Source organism: Microbacterium sp. ANT_H45B (assembly GCF_008369345.1).
Taxonomy (GTDB): Bacteria; Actinomycetota; Actinomycetes; order Actinomycetales; family Microbacteriaceae; genus Microbacterium.
The window spans coordinates 1,068,481-1,087,479 of sequence record NZ_VOBK01000001.1; the positions used below are offsets into that span (position 1 = coordinate 1,068,481).

Here is an 18,999-nt window from a genome sequence, read left to right on the forward strand (position 1 = left end):
GCGAACCATGCAACCTCGTGTCTCCCGCGCTCTCAAGGCGCTCATCGTCCTCCTTCTCGGCCTCCTGGTCGCCAGCCAGACGCTGGTGATCCCCGCGGTCGCCCGCATCACCGCGATCCGCAACCCCGACGTCGACCAGCTGGAGGTCCCGGGGATCATCGGGGCGGTGATCTTCATCGGGCTCATCGAGGTGACGCTCGTCTGCGTCTGGTTCCTGCTCTCGCTGGTGCAGACCGATCGCATCTTCCGTGTCGAGGCGTTCCGCTACGTCGACATCATCCTCGGCGCGCTCGTCGCCGCGGGGTTGCTGATCCTCGTCTCCTATGTCGTCATCGTCGGCAGTCGCGCCGTGTCGCTGTCCCTCACGCTGCTGGCCGTGCTCGGCATCGTGGTGAGCGCGGCGCTCGCCCTGCTCGTCGTGGTGCTGCGCGGGCTCCTGCGCAAGGCGCTGGAACTCGAGCAGGATCTCTCGGAAGTCGTCTGATGCCCATCGTGATCGATCTCGACGTACAGCTCGCCATGAAGAAGATGAGCGTGCAGGACTTCGCGGATGCCATCGGGATCACCCCCGCGAACGTCGCCGTGCTCAAGAACGGCAGGGCCAAGGCCGTGCGCTTCACGACGCTCGAGGCCATCTGCCGGGTGCTGGAGTGCCAGCCGGGCGACATCCTGCGCTGGGTGCCCGAGACGGAGGAGCAGTCATGACCCCCGCGTCGCTGGAGTCCTCGTCGCCGTCGACCGATGAGCTCACCTGGGGCGAGGCCGTCGCCCGGCACCTGCTCGACCTCGGAGCGTGCCCGGTGTGTCAGGCCGAGCTGGCGGACGGATGGTGCCGCACGTGCGGTTCGGACCTGCGCGGTCCCGTCGGATCGGAACTGTGGAGCGCGTCTCTGACGGCCGCCGGTGCGATGCGAGCGAGGGATGCAGTGCTGCGGCGCATCCCGCCGGTCGCTGCCGAAGGAACCGCCGCACCGTCGGCACTCACCGCGCCGTCGCCCGCCGTATCGGCGTCGGAGCCGTCCCGTGCGCCGGCGGGCGCGGATCCCGTGGCCACCTCGACGGCCGGGTCCGCATCGCAGAGCAGCGCGACGCTGCAGTCCGTGCTCGCGACGGCGGGTGCAGGGCTCGTCGCCGTCGCCGCCGTGGTGTTCACCTATCTCAACCCGGACCTCGCCGACCGCGCCCTGCGCAGCGTGATCGTCGGGCTCATCACCCTGCTGTTCCTCGGGGGAGCGTGGCTGCTCGCCCGCCGTGGACTGCGGTTCTCGGCCGAGGCCGTCGGCGCGCTGGGGCTGGTGTTCGCCGGCCTCGACATCCACGCGGTCGCCCAGCTCGCGGCGCCGGAGGTGCATCCGTGGCTCAGCGCCGCCGTCATCACGGCTGTCGTCGCCCCGGCCGTGCGGAGCGCGGGGCGACGTCACCGCATCAGGGTCTGGCAGTGGGTGGCCGTCGTGGCGCTGACGCTGACCCCGGCGATGCTGGGCCTGGCCGGAGCGACGGCGCTCACGGCCACGGCAGGCGCACTCGGCGTGGCGTTCGCGGGCGCCGCCGCCATCGAGTTCCTGCGGCCGCCCGCACCCGAACGGGTCACCCTCGTCGGGGCGCAGGTGATCGCGACCATCGCGGCACTCGTCCTGATGTGGCGGATCGAGATCGACGACGTCTCGCTGTTCCTGCTCGTGACGAGCGGGCTGCTCGCTCTGGTCGCCTCGCACGCCCTCATCGCCGGACGTCAGGCGCTGACGCCGCTCTGGTCGTTCGTCGCCGGCGCGACGGGGGCGGCGGCGATCCTGCTCGCGGTCTATGCGATCCCCTCCGTGCGCGAGATCGACGCCGCCTGGCAGCTCGCGATCGCGCCCGCCGCGGCATCCGCGGCCCTGGTGCTCGTCGGCGCGATCCTGCCGCTGCCGCGCCGTGTGCCGCGGGGTCCCGTCGCGGGCGGAGCGCTGACCGTGTTCGCCCTGCCTGTGCTGGCGCTCCTCGCCTCGGCCGCGGTCACCGGCGCGCTCACGGTCGCCGCCTTCGTCGGCGAAGCGCCCTGGGTCGACGGCTCCGGAGTGGTCGGAGGGGGCACGCCCCTCGGCCTCGGCGTGGTGGGCGCCGGTCTCGGCGCCTTCCACCTCCTCGCGCGCACCCGGATCGGCATCGTGCGGCTCGCCCCCGCTGCATCCCGGCTGTCCCTCGTCGCCGTCGCCCTCGCCCTGCTCGTGCTGGGCTGCGGCGGTCTGCTCGTGCTGCCCGCGGCGATCGCCGTGCTGGCGGGGTCGGCTGTGGCCGTCGCCGCCGCGATCCGGTGGATGCCGACGCAGGTGGCGGGCAGGGGCGTGCGCGTGATCCTGGTCGTCGCCGCGCATCTCGCGCTCCTCGCGACCGTCATGGTCGCCTGGCGCGACACCGCGGCCGTACCCGGCGCGGGGGCGGCGACGCTGATCGGTCTGGTCGCCCTCGCCGGGGTGCAGCCGTCGCGATGGCGCTTCCTCTACGTCGGAGCCGGGTTCTCGTACGCACTGGTCGTCGTCGCGACAGCACTGGGGGAGGGCGGGGTCGACGGGATCGCACGGCTGTGCCTCACCGCATCCGCCGGTCTCCTGGTCGCGATCGCCACCACCTACCTGCCCCTCGTCGGCGCGCGGAGCTGGCAGGCGGTGCTCGTCGTCTCCGCGGTCCCCTTCGGGATCGGGGTGCTGCAGGTGATCGAGGAGCGCAGCGGATGGACCGCCCTGTCGACCGGGCTGATGTTCGTGCTCGCACTGACGCTGCTGCTGACCCGGCGACCGGGTCTCACCGTGCCCGTGCGCACGGCGGCTGCGGCGATGCTCGTGCCGACGCTCGCCGTGGTGGTCGTCTGTCTCGGCGCCCAGCTGCTCGACTCGAGCGGATCGCCCGTCGCCCTCCCGATCGTCGCGGTGCTCGTCGGTCTGGCGCTCCCGGCATCCACCCTCCTCCGCGATGTGCTCCGGAATCGGGGGCGTTCGGCCCTCGCCGCGGATGCCGCGCGGGTGGCGATCGAGGCATCCGCACTGCTCACCGGAATCATCGCGGTCGGTCTCTCCGTCGGGCGCGAGGCCGCCGGTCTCGGCACGACCCTGATCGTGCTCGTGGTGATCGGCCTCGGCGCCGTCGCCGCAGGACTCTTCAGCGCTCGGCGCTACGCGTGGTCCGTCGCCGGGGCGTCGTTCACCGGGGCCCTCTGGTGCGTGTGGGGGATCACCGGGGTCGACCTGTTCGAGGCCTACCTGCTCCCGCCGGCGCTGGGGGCCGCGGTCGTCGCGGTGCTCCTCACGATCCGGGGGCGGCGGGCGACCGACCTGTACTCCGCCGGCCTGCTGATCGCGCTCGGCCCGATCCTCGCGCTCATCTCTCTCGCGGAGCCCGAGACGGCAGACGGGCCGTCGCCCGTCGTCTGGCGCGTGGCGGGGCTCCTCGCGGCATCCTGGGGGCTGCTCGCCCTCGAGAAAGCGATCGGCGGAGGTCGTGCCGGGCTCCGGCGGCGCCGACTGCGGGCGCTCCGCATGCCGACGCTGGTGGCCGCGGGGCTGGCGGCGACGGCCGGGCCGATCCAGGGCATGAGGATCGGGCTGGGCGGCGATCTGCCGTCGCTGCACGGGGCGGGGCTGTTCGCGCTGTGCCTCGGGGTCAGCGCCGTCGGAGCCGCAGCCCTCGCCCTCGCCGCTTCGGGCATCCGCCGAGCGGCCGGCAGCGCGTCGGCGCTGCGGCGCACACGCTGGCTGGGCGCGCCGGCCGCGCTCGCTCTCGCCGCAGGCACCTGGTTCGCGATCGAACGCGACTGGTTCTCGATCTGGCCGATGTGGATCCTGATGATCGCCTACCTGGTCGCGACGGTGGCGGTCGCCGCCCGCACGGTTGTCGGCACGACCACCGCCCCACCGGCGTGGTTCCTGTTCGCGATCGCGTTCGTGACCGCCGTCGTGGCGTGGAGTCCGCGCGACCTGAGGGTCGAGTGGTTCTCGCTGCCGTTGGGAGCGTTCCTCCTCGTCGCCGGCGCGATCGCCCTCCGGCGGAGGCCGGATCCGCACCCCGACCCGCGGCGGGCGTCGCTCGACAGCTGGCCGGGGCGCTGGACCGGCTCGTGGGCGCTGCTCGCCCCGGGGATCGCGACGATGATGCTGGCCTCGGTCGTCTCCACGTTCACGGATCCGCTCACCTGGCGGGCGATCCTGGTCATGGTGCTGGCCCTCGCCGCCATCCTGCTCGGGTCGAGGAACCGTCTGGCGGCGCCCTTCCTGCTCGGCCTGGTCGTGCTGCCGATCGAGAACGTCTTCGTGTTCTCCGTGCAGATCGGTCGCGGCATCGAGTCGATGCCGTGGTGGATCACGCTCGCGGTCATGGGCGCGGTGCTCCTGATCATCGCGGTGACCGCCGAGCGCAGGACGGGGGAGGCTGGAACGGTCGCGGCGCGGATGCGCGATCTGCGCTGAGGGACGAGGCCGGAGCCGCCGCTCATTTGACCGCCACGTTACGCGGCATTACACTTGATCAGGTGTGTGCACGTCTCGACGTGCGTGCTGGGCGTCGGCTCCATGGCCGATCCGCCCCCACGGCATACCCACCACTGCAAAAGCCCGTCGATTCCGGCGTGCCGGTGGGTCATGATGTGAAACCCATCACGCTGTCACCGTGCAGCACTATGAGGAGAGAACGTGCCAACCATTCAGCAGTTGGTTCGCAAGGGTCGCTCGCCCAAGGTCACCAAGACCAAGGCGCCGGCGCTCAAGTCGAACCCCCAGCAGGCCGGGGTCTGCACCCGCGTCTACACCACCACCCCGAAGAAGCCGAACTCGGCGATGCGCAAGGTCGCTCGTGTGAAGCTCCGCAACGGGACCGAGGTCACCGCGTACATCCCGGGTGAGGGTCACAACCTTCAGGAGCACTCCCTGGTGCTCGTCCGCGGCGGTCGTGTCAAGGACCTCCCCGGTGTTCGTTACAAGATCGTCCGTGGCGCCCTGGACACCCAGGCCGTCAAGAACCGTAAGCAGGCTCGCAGCCGCTACGGCGCGAAGAAGGGCTGAGTCCAATGCCTCGTAAGGGTCCCGCCCCCAAGCGTCCCGTCGTCAACGACCCGGTATACGGCGCTCCGATCGTCAGCCAGCTGGTCAACAAGATCCTGGTCGACGGCAAGAAGTCGCTGGCCGAGTCGATCGTCTACAACGCCCTTAAGGGCGTCGAGGCGAAGAACGGTCAGGATGCCGTCGCCACTCTGAAGAAGGCGCTCGACAACGTGCGCCCGACTCTCGAGGTCAAGAGCCGCCGCGTCGGTGGCTCGACCTACCAGGTTCCGGTCGAGGTCAAGCCGCACCGCGCGAACACCCTCGCGCTGCGCTGGCTCGTCAGCTACGCCAAGGGCCGTCGCGAGAAGACGATGACCGAGCGTCTCCAGAACGAGATCCTCGACGCGTCGAACGGTCTCGGCGCCGCCGTCAAGCGTCGTGAAGACACGCACAAGATGGCCGAGTCGAACCGCGCGTTCGCTCACTACCGCTGGTAAACAGCTTCGCCGGCCCTCGGCCACACGCCGAGGGCCGGCACCCCCTCTTCGCAGTACGACTGCCAAAAAGATAAGGACACTCCTGTGGCACAAGACGTGCTCACCGACCTGAGCAAGGTTCGGAACATCGGCATCATGGCTCACATCGATGCTGGCAAGACCACCACGACCGAGCGCATCCTGTTCTACACGGGCGTCAACCACAAGCTGGGCGAGACCCACGACGGTGCCTCGACCACCGACTGGATGGAGCAGGAGAAGGAGCGCGGCATCACGATCACGTCTGCCGCCGTGACCTGCTACTGGAACAAGAACCAGATCAACATCATCGACACCCCCGGTCACGTGGACTTCACGGTCGAGGTGGAGCGCTCGCTCCGCGTCCTCGACGGCGCTGTCGCCGTGTTCGACGGCAAGGAGGGCGTCGAGCCCCAGTCCGAGACCGTGTGGCGTCAGGCCGACAAGTACAACGTCCCCCGCATCTGCTTCGTCAACAAGATGGACAAGCTCGGCGCGGACTTCTACTTCACCGTCGACACCATCATCAACCGCCTCGGCGCCAAGCCGCTGGTCATCCAGCTGCCGATCGGTGCGGAGAACGACTTCATCGGCGTCATCGACCTCGTCGAGATGCGTGCGCTCGTCTGGGCGGGTGACTCCAAGGGTGACGTCACCATGGGCGCTTCCTACGAGATCCAGGAGATCCCGGCCGACCTCAAGGAGAAGGCCGACGAGTACCGTCAGCAGCTCCTCGAGACCGTCGCCGAGACCGACGACGCTCTGCTCGAGAAGTTCTTCGGCGGCGAAGAGCTGACCGTCGCCGAGATCAAGGGCGCGATCCGCAAGCTCACCGTGGCTTCCGAGATCTACCCGGTGCTCTGCGGTTCGGCGTTCAAGAACCGCGGCGTGCAGCCGATGCTCGACGCGGTCGTCGACTACCTCCCGAACCCGCTCGACGTGGGCTCGATCGAGGCGCACGACCCGAAGGACTACGACACGATCATCGAGCGTCACCCCGACGCGAAGGACCCGTTCGCAGCCCTCGCGTTCAAGGTCGCGGTGCACCCGTTCTTCGGTCGCCTCACCTACGTGCGCGTCTACTCGGGTCAGCTCGACTCCGGTGCCGCGGTCATCAACTCGACCAAGGGCAAGAAGGAGCGCATCGGGAAGATCTTCCAGATGCACGCCAACAAGGAGATCCCGGTCCCCTCGGTCACGGCGGGCAACATCTACGCCGTCATCGGTCTGAAGGACACCACCACCGGTGACACCCTGACCGACCCGGCCTCGCCGGTCGTCCTCGAGTCGATGACGTTCCCCGAGCCGGTCATCGAGGTCGCCATCGAGCCGAAGACCAAGGCCGATCAGGAGAAGCTGGGTGTCGCCATCCAGAAGCTCGCTGAGGAGGACCCGACCTTCCGCACGGAGCTTAACCCCGAGACCGGTCAGACGACCATCAAGGGCATGGGCGAGCTGCACCTCGACATCCTCGTCGACCGCATGAAGCGCGAGTTCAACGTCGAGGCCAACGTCGGCAAGCCGCAGGTCGCGTACCGCGAGACGATCCGCAAGGGCGTCGAGAAGTACGACTACACGCACAAGAAGCAGACCGGTGGATCGGGGCAGTTCGCGAAGATCCAGTTCAACATCGAGCCGCTCGACCTCGACGACGAGAAGACGTACGAGTTCGTCAACGCGGTCACCGGTGGTCGCATCCCGCGTGAGTACATCGGCTCGATCGATGCCGGCTTCCAGGACGCGATGAACGTCGGCGTGCTCGCCGGCTACCCGATCGTGGGCGTCAAGGCGACCATCGTCGACGGTGCGGCCCACGACGTCGACTCCTCGGAGATGGCGTTCAAGATCGCCGGATCGATGGGTATGAAGGAAGCCCTGCGTCGTGCGAGCCCGGCGCTCCTCGAGCCGCTCATGGCGGTCGAGGTGCGTACTCCCGAGGAGTACATGGGCGACGTCATCGGTGACCTGAACTCGCGTCGTGGACAGATCCAGTCGATGGAGGACGCCGCAGGCGTCAAGGTCGTCCGGGCACACGTCCCGCTGTCCGAGATGTTCGGCTACATCGGCGACCTGCGCTCGAAGACCTCGGGCCGCGCCGTCTACTCGATGGAGTTCAACAGCTACGCTGAGGTTCCCCGCGCTGTCGCCGACGAGATCGTCCAGAAGAACAACGGCGGCGAGTGACACTTCCTGGGAGTCGGGCCCAGGCCCGACTCCCAGGTCCCCTACAACTTCACATTCCCTCTCTACTAAACTGAGAAACTAACCCGTAGAGAACCGGTCGCAATCCAGTGCCCGGTCACCTCTACACGACGTCCTGAGGAGGACCCAGTGGCTAAGGCCAAGTTCGAGCGGACCAAGCCGCACGTCAACATCGGAACGATCGGTCACGTTGACCACGGCAAGACCACGCTCTCCGCAGCGATCTCGAAGGTGCTTGCTGACAAGTTCCCGTCTGACACCAACGTGCAGCGCGACTTCGCTTCCATCGACTCGGCGCCGGAAGAGCGCCAGCGTGGTATCACCATCAACATCTCGCACATCGAGTACGAGACCCCGAAGCGCCACTACGCGCACGTCGACGCCCCCGGCCACGCCGACTACGTCAAGAACATGATCACCGGTGCTGCGCAGATGGACGGCGCGATCCTCGTGGTCGCGGCCACCGACGGCCCGATGGCTCAGACCCGTGAGCACGTTCTGCTCGCCAAGCAGGTCGGCGTGCCGTACCTGCTCGTCGCGCTGAACAAGGCCGACATGGTCGACGACGAGGAGATCCTGGAGCTCGTCGAGCTCGAGGTCTCCGAGCTGCTCGCTTCGCAGGGCTTCGCCGAGGACGCTCCTGTCGTCCGCGTCTCCGCTCTGAAGGCACTCGAGGGTGACGAGAAGTGGACCCAGTCCATCCTCGACCTCATGGAGGCCGTCGACAACAACGTCCCCGACCCCGTGCGCGACAAGGACAAGCCGTTCCTGATGCCCGTCGAGGACGTCTTCACGATCACCGGTCGTGGAACCGTCGTCACCGGCCGCGCCGAGCGTGGCACGCTGGCCATCAACTCCGAGGTCGAGATCGTCGGACTGCGTCCGACCGTCAAGACCACGGTCACGGGTATCGAGATGTTCCACAAGCAGCTCGACGAGGCATGGGCCGGCGAGAACTGCGGTCTTCTGCTCCGTGGAACCAAGCGCGAGGACGTCGAGCGCGGCCAGGTCATCGTCAAGCCGGGTTCGGTCACGCCGCACACCGACTTCGCGGGCACCGCGTACATCCTGTCCAAGGATGAGGGTGGGCGTCACAACCCGTTCTACACGAACTACCGCCCGCAGTTCTACTTCCGCACCACCGACGTCACCGGCGTCATCACGCTGCCTGAGGGCACCGAGATGGTCATGCCCGGCGACACCACCGACGTGACGGTCGAGCTGATCCAGCCGATCGCCATGGAGGAGGGCCTCGGCTTCGCCATCCGTGAGGGTGGACGCACCGTCGGCGCCGGTACGGTCACGAAGATCATCAAGTAAGCTTCTGCTTCCTGACACAGGGGTCGGACCTTCGGGTCCGGCCCCTTTGTCGTACATCCCTTTTCCGTCACCGCCGTCGCCCGATCAGGGCAGAGGAGGAACGCCGTCATGACGCAGATCCAGGTGGGTCCGCCGCCGCCGCGCAGCTACGCGCGGCTGTGGGTATCGACGCTGCTGCTGGTCGTCTATGCATCCTTCGTGCTGCTCGTCACCATGTGGCCGCAGCCCGAGCAGCTCGAGTTCGACAGCATCGCCGGGCGCGTGCTGCGCGCTCTGCACAACATCGGCGTGCCGCAGTGGTTCGGCTACGACAAGCTCGAGTTCACGGCCAACATCGGCATGTTCGTCCCTCTCGGGTTCCTGCTCGGTCTCGCCCTCGCCCGCTCGGCGTGGTGGGTGGCGATCTTCCTGCTGCCCGCGTTCTCAGGGGCCATCGAGTTCACCCAGGGCATCGCTCTCGACGAGCGGGTGTCGACGGTGCTCGACGTGCTCTCCAACACCATCGGCGGCTACCTCGGTCTGCTGCTCGCGATGATCCTGCGCGCGATGATCCACGCCAGGGACCGCACCAAGATCGAACGCGAACTGTGGGAGCGCCGCGCCGCAGCCGCCGAGCTCCAGAGGCAGAACGCGGCACGCGCGCAGGCGGCGGCCTCCTCGCACCAGGCGCCGGCGCCGGCCGCCGCCCGCATCGCCGAGCCCGACCCGGTCACCCGCGTGCTGGATGCGGATTTCTGGGAGACCGGCGACGCCCCGACCGTCCGCCTCCCGCTATGACCGGCACCTCGGCACGGCGCCCCACCGCCGACGACATAGGCTGAACATGATGAACGAGCCGACGACTCCCGCAGAAGCCTCGCCGACCGTTGCAGCGCACGCTGCGCGTACGCTGTCCACCCGCAGGATCATCCTGCTGTCCATCGCGGGCGTGCTGGTCGTGGCGCTCGTCGCCACCCTGCTTGTGTTCCGTCCCTGGGAGGGGCGTGCGGAGGCACGTCCTGCGCCGATCCCGAAGTCGCAGACGCAGGTCGAGCCGGCCCTGGGAGAATGCACGGCTCCGCCCGAGGGGGACGGTTCGTCTCCCGGATTGGCGCCCGCGGCAGCGGACGATGCCTTCGGCGGATGGGAGCAGCGGCTCAACGACACGGCGGCCACCACGCGCTTCTCCGCGTCGGAGGACGTCCGTGAGGGGCTCACGTCCCTGTCTCTGACCAGCGGCACGGGCGCGCAGCCGCCGGTCCCCGAGAGGTTCGAGCAGTCCGTCCCGGTCACCACCGGAGAGACCCTGACGGTCGCCTTCTCGAGCAAGGCCGCGACGGCCGGGAGCCAGGTGTCGATCGTCCTCGGCCCGAACGCCGTGGCCAAGCGTCTCGCCATCCCCGACGGCGCCGAGTGGGCGGATACCTCCGTCAGCTACACGGTCCCGCGCGGAATGGCGTCGCTGAGCGTGGCCATCGAGATCACGTCGCTTCAGGGCGAGGTGCTGATCGACGGGCTCACCGTGCAGCGCAACGGCACGGAACTGCTCGTCAACGGCGGTTTCGAAGACACCTCGGCCGTTCTCAGCATCGACAACGCGACTCTGCTCTTCGACGGAGCTCCCGATTCCCGGGACCTGAACGTGCGCACGCGCGTCGCCGCCGCGACGACGATCGCCTGGTGCGTGTCCGGCGGCGAGACCGAGTACGGGGGCGTGTCGACGTTCGAGGACGGGCTCGTGCAGGTTCCGGTCGAGTACAGCGATCCCGGCCTGTACACGGTGAAGATCTCCATGCACCATGCGGGTCAGCTCGTCGAGCGATCTGCGACCTTCGGGGTCGTGCCGCCGCGCAACGGGGTACCCTCGGGGATCGGCATCGCCGCTCACTTCCAGGGCGGGGTGGCGCGGATGACCAACGCGCCCGCCACGCTCGCGATGCTGGGGGCGGACAGCGTGCGGTTCGAAGTTCCCTGGCAGCGCATCGAGAAGGAACCGGGGGTGTACACCTACCCGCAGTACATCGACCAGGTGATGGGCGCGTACGAGACGGCGGGCATGTCGGTCCTGACCGTCCCCGCGTACTACAACCCCCTCTACGACCAGGGCAAGACGCCGTCCACCGATCGGGGGCTGCAGGGCTACTCGGCCTACACGGGCGCGCTCCTGTCGAAGTACCCCGCCAGCGGCGGTCTCACGGAGATCTACAACGAGTACGACCACATCTTCAACACGGGAGCGTGCGGCACGACGCCCGACTGCTACATGCGGATGCTGGTGCCGGCCGCTGCCGCAGCGAAGGCGACGAACCCCGCCGCGACGGTCTACGGCCCCTCGACGGCGGGGATGCAGGTGCGCTTCGACTGGCTCGCGCCGTTCATCGCGCAAGGGGGGCTGGATCACGTCGACGTCCTGACCTTCCACCCCTACACGCAGCCGGAAGGACCCACGCTCCTGGACTCGCAGCTGCAGGAGCTGAACGGGATGATCGCCGCCGCCAAGCCCGGCGTCGATGTGCCGATCTCCTTCACCGAGATGGGATGGGCCACGGTGGACGGGTGGGTCAGCCGCGACGAGCAGGCGGCGTACACCGCGCAGACGGCTCCGATCGCGCTCAAGGCGGGCGTCGACAGCATCTACTGGTTCACACTGGCGGACACCGGTTCCGACCGGTCGAACTACGAAGCCAGCTTCGGATTCTTCGAGACCGCGAGCACGTTCACTCCGAACACCTACCAGCCCAAGATCTCCGCGATCGCTCTCGCAGTCAGCCAGAGGATGCTCGGCGGAGCCACGTTCTCCGCGGAGGAGAACTGGGGTGAAGGGGTGAAGGCGTACACGTTCACCACCGCGGACGGGCGCACGATCACCGCCGCCTGGGCCCCGGATGCTCCGGCGTCCGTGGCGGTGGAGGACCTTCCCGACGGCAAGGTGCTCGACATGAACGGACGGCAGGTGGACGCCGAGGACTCCCTCGACATCGGGGAGGCCCCCGTGTATCTGGTTCACAACGACTGATCGCCGCTCGTCCGGACGAGAAGGCGCGCGTCGGAGCCGCTGATACGATTGGCCGCGTCTTTGTCTCTTTTTCAAGGAAGTATTGGTATGTCGCGAGTACTCATCACCGGTGGCGCCGGGTTCATCGGGTCGCGGCTGGCGGTCAGCCTCCACGAGCGTGGCGATGAGGTCATCGTGCTCGACACCTTGAGCGAGCAGGTCCACGGCCCCGACCCCGAGACCACGTCGGCCACCTATCCCGTCGCCGCGAAGGTGGCGACGGTGATCCGGGGATCGGTCACCGACAGAGACGACGTGAAGCGCGCGCTGAACGGTGTGGACGTCGTCGTCCATTTCGCGGCGGAGACCGGTACCGGTCAGTCGATGTACGAGATCGAGCGCTACGTCGACGCGAACATCCGGGGCACCGCTGTGCTGCTCGAGGCGATCGCCGAGTCGGACCACCCGGTGCGCCGTGTCGTCGTCGCGTCGTCGCGTTCGGTCTACGGCGAGGGCGCCTACGAAGACGCGACCGGCGCGGTCCGATACCCGGAGCACCGCCCCGACGAGCAGCTGTCGCGGGGTGTGTTCGACGTCGTCGGTGATGACGGTGAGCCGCTGACGTGCATCGCCACGGGCGAGGAGTCGGTTCTGCATCCGTCGTCGATCTACGGCATCACGAAGCAGGTTCAGGAGCAGCTGGTTCTGACCGCGGCGCGATCGCAGGGCATCGAGGCCGTCTCCCTCCGGTTCCAGAACGTCTACGGGCCGGGGCAGTCGCTCACGAACCCCTACACGGGGATCCTGTCGATCTTCACCTCGCTTCTGCTCGCGGGGCGGCAGATCAACGTGTTCGAAGACGGCGAGGAGTCGCGCGACTTCGTCTTCATCGACGACGTCGTGGCGGCGACGGTCGCTGCGATCGACAGCGACACCGCGGACGGGCAGGCGATCAACGTCGGGTCGGGTGAGCCGACCACCGTCCTGCGCGTCCTGCAGCTGTTGGGAGCGGCGTACGCCGTCGAACCCGACCACTACGTGAGCGGCGACTACCGTCTCGGCGACATCCGACACAACTACGCCGACCTCCGCAAGGCAGAGCGGCTGCTCGGGTTCGCGCCGCAGCTCTCGGTGGAGGAAGGGATCCGGCGTTTCGCCGAGTGGGCTCGAGATGAACAGACCGATGCGGACGCGTACAAGGGGTCTCTCGGAGAGCTCCAGGATCGCGGCCTTCTCCGTTCAGTGAACTCGTGAGGCTCGCGTTCATCACGCCCTCGTTCTTCGGGTACGAGGAATCGATCGCCCAGGCCTTTCGCGACCGCGGGGTCCAGGTAGACCGGTTCGACGAGCGGCCGAGCAACTCCGCCGTCTCGCGCGCCGTCCTGCGCGTGGCTCCGAAGCTCGCGGCACGACGTGTGCGTGCGCACTTCGACGACATCGTGCGACAGATGAGCGCGCACCGATACGATGCGCTGCTCATCATCAAGGGCGAGAATCTGCCTCCGTATGTGCTCCGTGCCTTCTCCGAGCGCAACCCGAACGCCGTGCGGATCTTCTACACGTTCGATTCCCTCGCGAACAGCGGTCGATGCGTCGACCTGTTCCCTGATCTCGATGTGCGGTACTCCTTCGACCGCGGTGATGTGGCGGCGCGGGACGACCTGCGGTACAAGTCGCTGTTCTTCGCCAGGGAGTTCGCGGAGGTCAGGGGCCGGGAGCGGGCATTCGACGCATCGTTCGTCGGCACCCTGCATTCGGATCGATACAGCTTCTACCACGGTGTGGTCCGAAGCCTTCGCCCTGAGCGCTGCTTCGCGTTCTTCTACTCCCCGGCGAGATGGTACTTCGCACTCCAGCGCGTGTTCGACCGTCGGATGCGCGGTATCGCCGCCCGCGAGGTCAGCGTCGACAAGATGCCGCGGTCGCGCGTCGCCGAGGTGTTCGGGTCGTCGCGAGCCGTCGTGGACTATCAACGCCCCGGCCAGGACGGACTCACCATGCGGACCTTCGAGGCCCTGGGCAGCGGCGCCGCGCTGATCACCGCGAACCGCGCCATCCTCGACGAGAGCTTCTACGACCCCGCGCGCATCCTCGTGGTTCCCCGCGATGCGGACTCGATAGACGGCGACGCCGTCCGAGAATGGGTCTCGACCCTCGACGACGAGTGGTCCGCGGAAGACTTCGACCAGTACGGCATCGACGCGTGGGTCGACGAGTTCCTCCGCGACGTGACCCCGGGGGGCGACGTATGAGGATCGTCATCGATGCGCTCGGCGCACCCGCGGAGTCCGGGGGTATGCGTGTGCACGCCGAGGAGCTCATCCGCACGTGGACCGAGGTGTTCCCCGCGGACGAGCTCATCGTCCTCGGGTACAGCTGGCTCGAGGACTCCTTCCGCGGCGTCGAGGGCGTGGAGGTCGTCACCGCGAAGGGCAAGGCGGCGCGGTACACCGGGCAGATCTTCTGGACCGCGCAGGTCTTCCGCCGCCGGCATGCTGACGCGCTCCTCTCGCTCTCGACGATCGTGAGTCCCTTCGTCCCCTCCGACCGCACGGCGTGCTTCATCCACGACTGGCGGCACAGGCTGAACCCGGCCGAGTTCGGACGTGCGCAGCGTCTGTACCGTCGCCTGTGGCAGCTGTCGATCCGCCGTGCCGGCACGACCTTCGCCATCTCCGAGAAGACGCGGCGGGAGACGGAGAGGTTCGCTCGGCCAGCTCGCCTCGTGGTGGCCGAGAACGGCGACGATCACGCACGCAGATGGGGCGTCGAGCGAATCGTCGATCAGGGGACTCCGACGATCCTCACCTTCGGCCATTTCGCCAGCAAGCGGCCGGAACTCGTCATCGACGCGGTGTCGGTGCTGCGACGGGGCGGTGAGGATCACCGGTTGGTGGTCCTCGGAGCCAAGGGCGACTATCGCGAGGAACTCCGGACGAAGGCCGAGGTCGAGTCGGTCTCGGATCTCGTGGAGTTCCCCGGTTTCGTCACGGACGACACCCTCCATCGGTCGGTGAGCTCGGCATCCGTCCTCGCACTCGTGTCCAGCGACGAGGGATACGGCATGCCGGTGGTCGAGGGAGCGTACTTCGGAGTGCCCACCGTCGTCACCGCGGACAGCGGTCTCGTCGAGATCCACGGAGACCGGGTTGTTCCGGCCGAGGCGACCGGAGAGTCGGTCGCCAGCGCGATCCTCAGGGCGCGGGAGTCCGGACCGGAGCGGGGAGCGGATGCGCACCCGTGGTCCGACACGGTCCGCACCGTGCGGGACTCGCTGCGCGCACGCGCGCGAACGACGATGCGAGGCGAGTGATGGCTGCACGGGGGGAGTCGGTCGCTTCGCGACGGGGCGCGGGGTTCATCGGGGAACTCGGCTGGGTGCCGACCGTGATGCTCGTGTCCGCGGCGCTCGTGCTGGTGTCCCTCGCGTTCCCCGCCGTGGCGGAAGGGCACGGGCCGTGGATCGAGGGCGTCCGCAACGTCGTGCTCTGCGTGTCCCTGGTCGGCACCGCCACCGCCTCGTACGTCGCGTGGCCGAATCGGTGGAACATCCCGGCGCACCTCCAGTTGGCCTTCTCGATTCCCGCGTACGTGGTTCCCGTGTTCGGGCTCGACTGGCTCGAACTGCCGTCGCCGGGCGTATCCGCGCTGTACTTCCGCCTCGTCGCCCTGGGCTTCGTCGCGATGACGGCGGGTGTGCTCATCGGAAGGCTCCTCGCGTCGCGGTTCGTGCGCGATCGTGGCCCCGTCGTCCGCATCCAGCGCGTGCTGCACGATGCCGAGGACCGGGTGCGGCAGCGGGTGCTCCTGGTGGTCACGGCGTGCGTGGTGATCCTCCTCGTATGCTTCCTCGTGATGGGGTTCACACCCGCCCTGGCCGCCGATCCGAACGCGGCGAAGTTCTTCAAGGGCGTGTACCACGAGCCGTACCAGGTCGTGTCCATCCCATACCGGCTCACCACCACGGTGATCCCGCTGCTGATGCCCCTCGTCGCGGTGTACGCGTGGAAGCGTCGACGGAGCGTCTACTGGGTCGTGCTGCTGGCCGTCTCCGTCGGTGTGATGCTCCTCTCGCTTCTGCGAGAGCCGGCGATCAGCGGGCTGCTGCTCGCCCTCGGAATCCTCATCGCGTTCTATCGCCGGTTCCGGATCCTCTACGCCGTCGTGCTCGTCGCCGCGTATGTGGCAGGCAGTGCGATGTACGCGGTTCTCGCCCTCCTCGGCGTCAAGCAGTACCAGTCGATGGTCCGATCGCCCGAGAGCCTGCTCACGGGCATCGCGTCCGGGGCCCCCGACATCAAGGACCAGCTGGCCTTCCTGAACGCGTGGCTGCCCGGACACGAACTGACGCTCGGCCGGACGTTCCTCGGGGGACTGCTTCCCGGGAACAACCCCTGGAACCCGTCCGTGTGGGCTCTGCAGACGCTCAATCCGAACACGCCGATCGAGGACATCCGATCGGGTGGGCTGCGGCTGCCCCCGTCCGTCTGGGGATATGTGAGCTTCGACTGGGTCGGTGCCGCGATGGTGCCGCTTCTCTCCGGTGTCATCCTCGGAGCCATGTCGTTGATCGCCGCCCGCGCGGTGAACGGGATCGGACTCGAGCAGGCGGCCATGCTGATGCTCGTCTACGTCGCCGCGATCGACGTGTTCCCGGTGTTCTACCGATTGAGCTACCTGTCGGTTCTCGCCCTGATCGTCGTGCTGCTGCTGCTCGTCCCGTGGCGCCGAACCCGGTCTCGATCGCGTCCCGCCGAACAGCCGGCGCCATGAAACGACTTCTCAGGCTCGGCGCTCCGACCGTGGGCACCGTCCTTCTGCGTCTGGCCCAGCTGACGGTGCTGCTCGCGTTCGCCAGGCTCACCGAGGGTGAGACGCAGCACTTCCTGGTGACGGGGTTCGGGGTGCTCGCGTCCTTCGCGATCATCAGCGACGCGGGCGGCGCTCCCTTTCTTCTGAGTCTGCGCCCGGAGCGGCACAGTCTGCAGACGTTCGGTCGCGTGCTCGCGCTGCAGGGAGGGTTCGCGCTTCTCGGGCCCGTGGCCTTCTTCGGGTTCGCGATCCTGATCGCCCCGGACGGCATCGCGACACCGCATTTCTTCGTTCTGATCGCCCTCTCACTGGCGCAGGCCTTCGACACCATGGCGAGGACGGCGAAGTCTCCGTGGCTCGTGCAGCGCCGGGACCACCTCTTCGCCTTCCCCGACATCCTCAACGGCCTGTTCAAGATGGCCCTGGTCGGTCTCGCGCTCCTGGTCGGGAGCGTCGACCTCGTCGCAGCGGTGATGCTCGTCTCCGCGATCGCCTTCATCGGCACGTTCCTCGTGGTGCGTCGCGGTCTCCCGGAGCAGACGGAGCGAGAGCCGAAGCTCGCGCGTCGTGTGCTCGAGATCGGCGTCACAGGCATGCTGAGCAGCGCCTACTCCCAGACGCCCATGCTCTTCGCCGCGGGGATGCTGCCTCTCGAGGTCTCCGCGGTGTTCGCGGTGACATACCGGATCGTCCAGGCGCTGGAGCTGCTCCCCGCCACCGCGACGGTCCAGCTCATCCCCCGATTCCGTTCGCTGGATGCACGCAGGGTCTGGATGCTGTTCACCGGTGTCGGTGTGATCCTCGCCGTCGTGCTCATCCTGGCGTGGCCGATCGTCACCGAGGTGTTCACGATCGAGGTGCCCCTGGAATACGTCGTCCCCATCGCTCTCGCCTTCGCCCTGAAGTGCGGCAACTACTCGGTGGTGGCCTATCTGCTCAGCTCCGAGAAAGTACGTCAGAGACTCGTCGTCACCGTCCTGACGGGTATCTTCGCGGTCATACTCGTTCCGTCGCTCATCCTGGCCGCCGGACCTCGAGGACTCGCGCTCTCCGCGCCGATCATCGAGGTCGTGTTCCTCGCCACCACCATCATCATCCTTCGCACCACGATGCGACCCCTACGCCGAAAGGGATCCGAGTGAGGATTCTCGTCATCAGTTCCGACCGCACCTCGGAGCTGAACCGCCCCGTCAACCTGGGCGATGCCATGCTGACCGACGCCCTCGTCGCCTCACTGCGAGCGAAGGGGCACGACGCCATCGCCGCCGACTTCGGCGACTCGGCACGCACGGGGGGAGAGGCGCGTCTGAGACTGTCCGGAGTGGGCGCTCTCCTGCGCGCTCTGCGCGACGTCGACGCCCTCGTGATCGGCGGAGGCACCCTGCTGCAGGATGACGCCCGCGAGATCCCGGGCGGCTGGGGCGGCCTTCCGCGGCTCTGCGCTGCCAGCAGCGTCCTCGCTCGTCTGACCCGGACCAAGGTGGCGTTCTACGGCGTCGGATGCGATCCCGTCGAGAGGGTGGGAGCCCGGACTCTGCTGCGCCTCGCGGTCAGCGGAGTGCCGGTGTGGGTGCGCGACACGCGGAGCGCCGCCCGCGTCCGCGAGACGCTGAAGGGGACGGCGATGCTCGGAGCGGATGCCAGCCTGCTGATGGGATTCGATCCTCGCGGACAGGCCGCGGATGATGCGCCCGTCGTGGTCGCGCTCAACGGAGAGCATGCACGCCACCTGACTGCCGGCCAGGTGGAGGCACTGAAGCGGTCGGGGCGTCGTCTGGTCTTCCTGAACATGTCGCAGGGCGGTTCGTTCCTGGACGCGGACTCCCTCTCCGTCGAGGCCAGGGCGGCGTTCGACGAGGTGACAGAGCCCATGGGCTGGGACGAGGCGTTCCGATTGATCCGCTCGGCGGAGTCGGTCTGGGGGTCGAGGATGCACGCGCTGTACGCGGCGATGCTCAGCGGCGTCCCGATGGTCGCCCTGTCGGCGCTCCCCAAGGTCGTCACCTTCGCGGAGGACTTCGGAATCCCCCGAGTCACCGAGACGTCCGAGATCGGGGACGTGCATCCGACCCTGGCGGACACGGCTGCTCTCGACGCTGCCGTCGCGACGGCGGACCGCACGCTCGACGACCTGCTCGTCGGTTTCGTCGGCACGGGGCGGTAACGA

General features: G+C 68.2%; 15 protein-coding genes. All 15 read left to right on the plus strand.

The window, feature by feature from the left end:
* Nucleotides 1-7 precede the first annotated feature (7 nt).
* The 15 genes from FQ142_RS05115 to FQ142_RS05185 all read left to right on the plus strand — a co-directional run bounded on the left by FQ142_RS05115 (nt 8) and on the right by FQ142_RS05185 (nt 18,996).
* Nucleotides 8-484: a DUF2975 domain-containing protein gene (locus tag FQ142_RS05115; protein WP_056419942.1), complete on the plus strand. Its 477-nt coding sequence runs from the start codon at nt 8-10 to the stop codon at nt 482-484.
* Nucleotides 484-705, plus strand: coding sequence for a helix-turn-helix domain-containing protein (locus FQ142_RS05120; protein ID WP_045253857.1), 222 nt, complete (start codon nt 484-486; stop codon nt 703-705). The genes FQ142_RS05115 and FQ142_RS05120 overlap by 1 nt, the downstream gene beginning before the upstream one ends.
* Nucleotides 702-4,439 carry an SCO7613 C-terminal domain-containing membrane protein gene (locus FQ142_RS05130; RefSeq protein ID WP_188042312.1) on the plus strand — a complete coding sequence of 1,246 codons (3,738 nt, stop codon included), beginning with the start codon at nt 702-704 and terminating at the stop codon, nt 4,437-4,439. The genes FQ142_RS05120 and FQ142_RS05130 overlap by 4 nt, the downstream gene beginning before the upstream one ends.
* A 222-nt stretch (nt 4,440-4,661) precedes the next feature.
* Entirely contained in the window at nt 4,662-5,030 is a 369-nt protein-coding gene (rpsL, locus tag FQ142_RS05135) for a 30S ribosomal protein S12 (RefSeq protein ID WP_017201609.1), read from the plus strand.
* 5 nt (nt 5,031-5,035) lie between these two features.
* Nucleotides 5,036-5,506, plus strand: coding sequence for a 30S ribosomal protein S7 (gene rpsG / locus FQ142_RS05140; RefSeq protein ID WP_042538706.1), 471 nt, complete (start codon nt 5,036-5,038; stop codon nt 5,504-5,506).
* A gap of 84 nt (nt 5,507-5,590) precedes the next feature.
* Nucleotides 5,591-7,708 (plus strand): elongation factor G, encoded by a 2,118-nt coding sequence (gene fusA / locus FQ142_RS05145; RefSeq protein ID WP_045253855.1) that lies wholly within the window; start codon nt 5,591-5,593, stop codon nt 7,706-7,708.
* 147 nt (nt 7,709-7,855) lie between these two features.
* Nucleotides 7,856-9,046, plus strand: coding sequence for an elongation factor Tu (gene tuf / locus FQ142_RS05150; RefSeq protein ID WP_045253854.1), 1,191 nt, complete (start codon nt 7,856-7,858; stop codon nt 9,044-9,046).
* A gap of 108 nt (nt 9,047-9,154) precedes the next feature.
* Nucleotides 9,155-9,823, plus strand: coding sequence for a VanZ family protein (locus FQ142_RS05155; protein ID WP_149422494.1), 669 nt, complete (start codon nt 9,155-9,157; stop codon nt 9,821-9,823).
* 49 nt (nt 9,824-9,872) lie between these two features.
* A complete protein-coding gene (locus FQ142_RS05160) occupies nt 9,873-12,041 on the plus strand; it encodes a hypothetical protein (RefSeq protein ID WP_149422495.1) in 2,169 nt (722 codons plus the stop codon).
* A gap of 87 nt (nt 12,042-12,128) precedes the next feature.
* Complete coding sequence (locus FQ142_RS05165; RefSeq protein ID WP_056419962.1) at nt 12,129-13,274, plus strand: NAD-dependent epimerase/dehydratase family protein; 1,146 nt, start codon at nt 12,129-12,131, stop codon at nt 13,272-13,274.
* The gene (locus FQ142_RS17425) at nt 13,271-14,272 is read left to right on the plus strand and encodes a glycosyltransferase (protein WP_188042313.1); all 1,002 of its coding nucleotides are present in this window, start codon (nt 13,271-13,273) and stop codon (nt 14,270-14,272) included. Before FQ142_RS05165 ends, FQ142_RS17425 begins: the two co-directional genes overlap by 4 nt.
* Nucleotides 14,269-15,333 (plus strand): glycosyltransferase, encoded by a 1,065-nt coding sequence (locus tag FQ142_RS05170; RefSeq protein ID WP_188042314.1) that lies wholly within the window; start codon nt 14,269-14,271, stop codon nt 15,331-15,333. The genes FQ142_RS17425 and FQ142_RS05170 overlap by 4 nt, the downstream gene beginning before the upstream one ends.
* Nucleotides 15,333-16,793 carry a hypothetical protein gene (locus tag FQ142_RS05175; RefSeq protein ID WP_149422497.1) on the plus strand — a complete coding sequence of 487 codons (1,461 nt, stop codon included), beginning with the start codon at nt 15,333-15,335 and terminating at the stop codon, nt 16,791-16,793. Before FQ142_RS05170 ends, FQ142_RS05175 begins: the two co-directional genes overlap by 1 nt.
* Entirely contained in the window at nt 16,790-17,974 is a 1,185-nt protein-coding gene (locus tag FQ142_RS05180) for a lipopolysaccharide biosynthesis protein (RefSeq protein ID WP_149422498.1), read from the plus strand. Before FQ142_RS05175 ends, FQ142_RS05180 begins: the two co-directional genes overlap by 4 nt.
* Nucleotides 17,971-18,996, plus strand: a complete 1,026-nt coding sequence (locus FQ142_RS05185) for a polysaccharide pyruvyl transferase family protein (protein ID WP_149422499.1) — start codon at nt 17,971-17,973, stop codon at nt 18,994-18,996. The genes FQ142_RS05180 and FQ142_RS05185 overlap by 4 nt, the downstream gene beginning before the upstream one ends.
* Nucleotides 18,997-18,999: the final 3 nt, after the last annotated feature.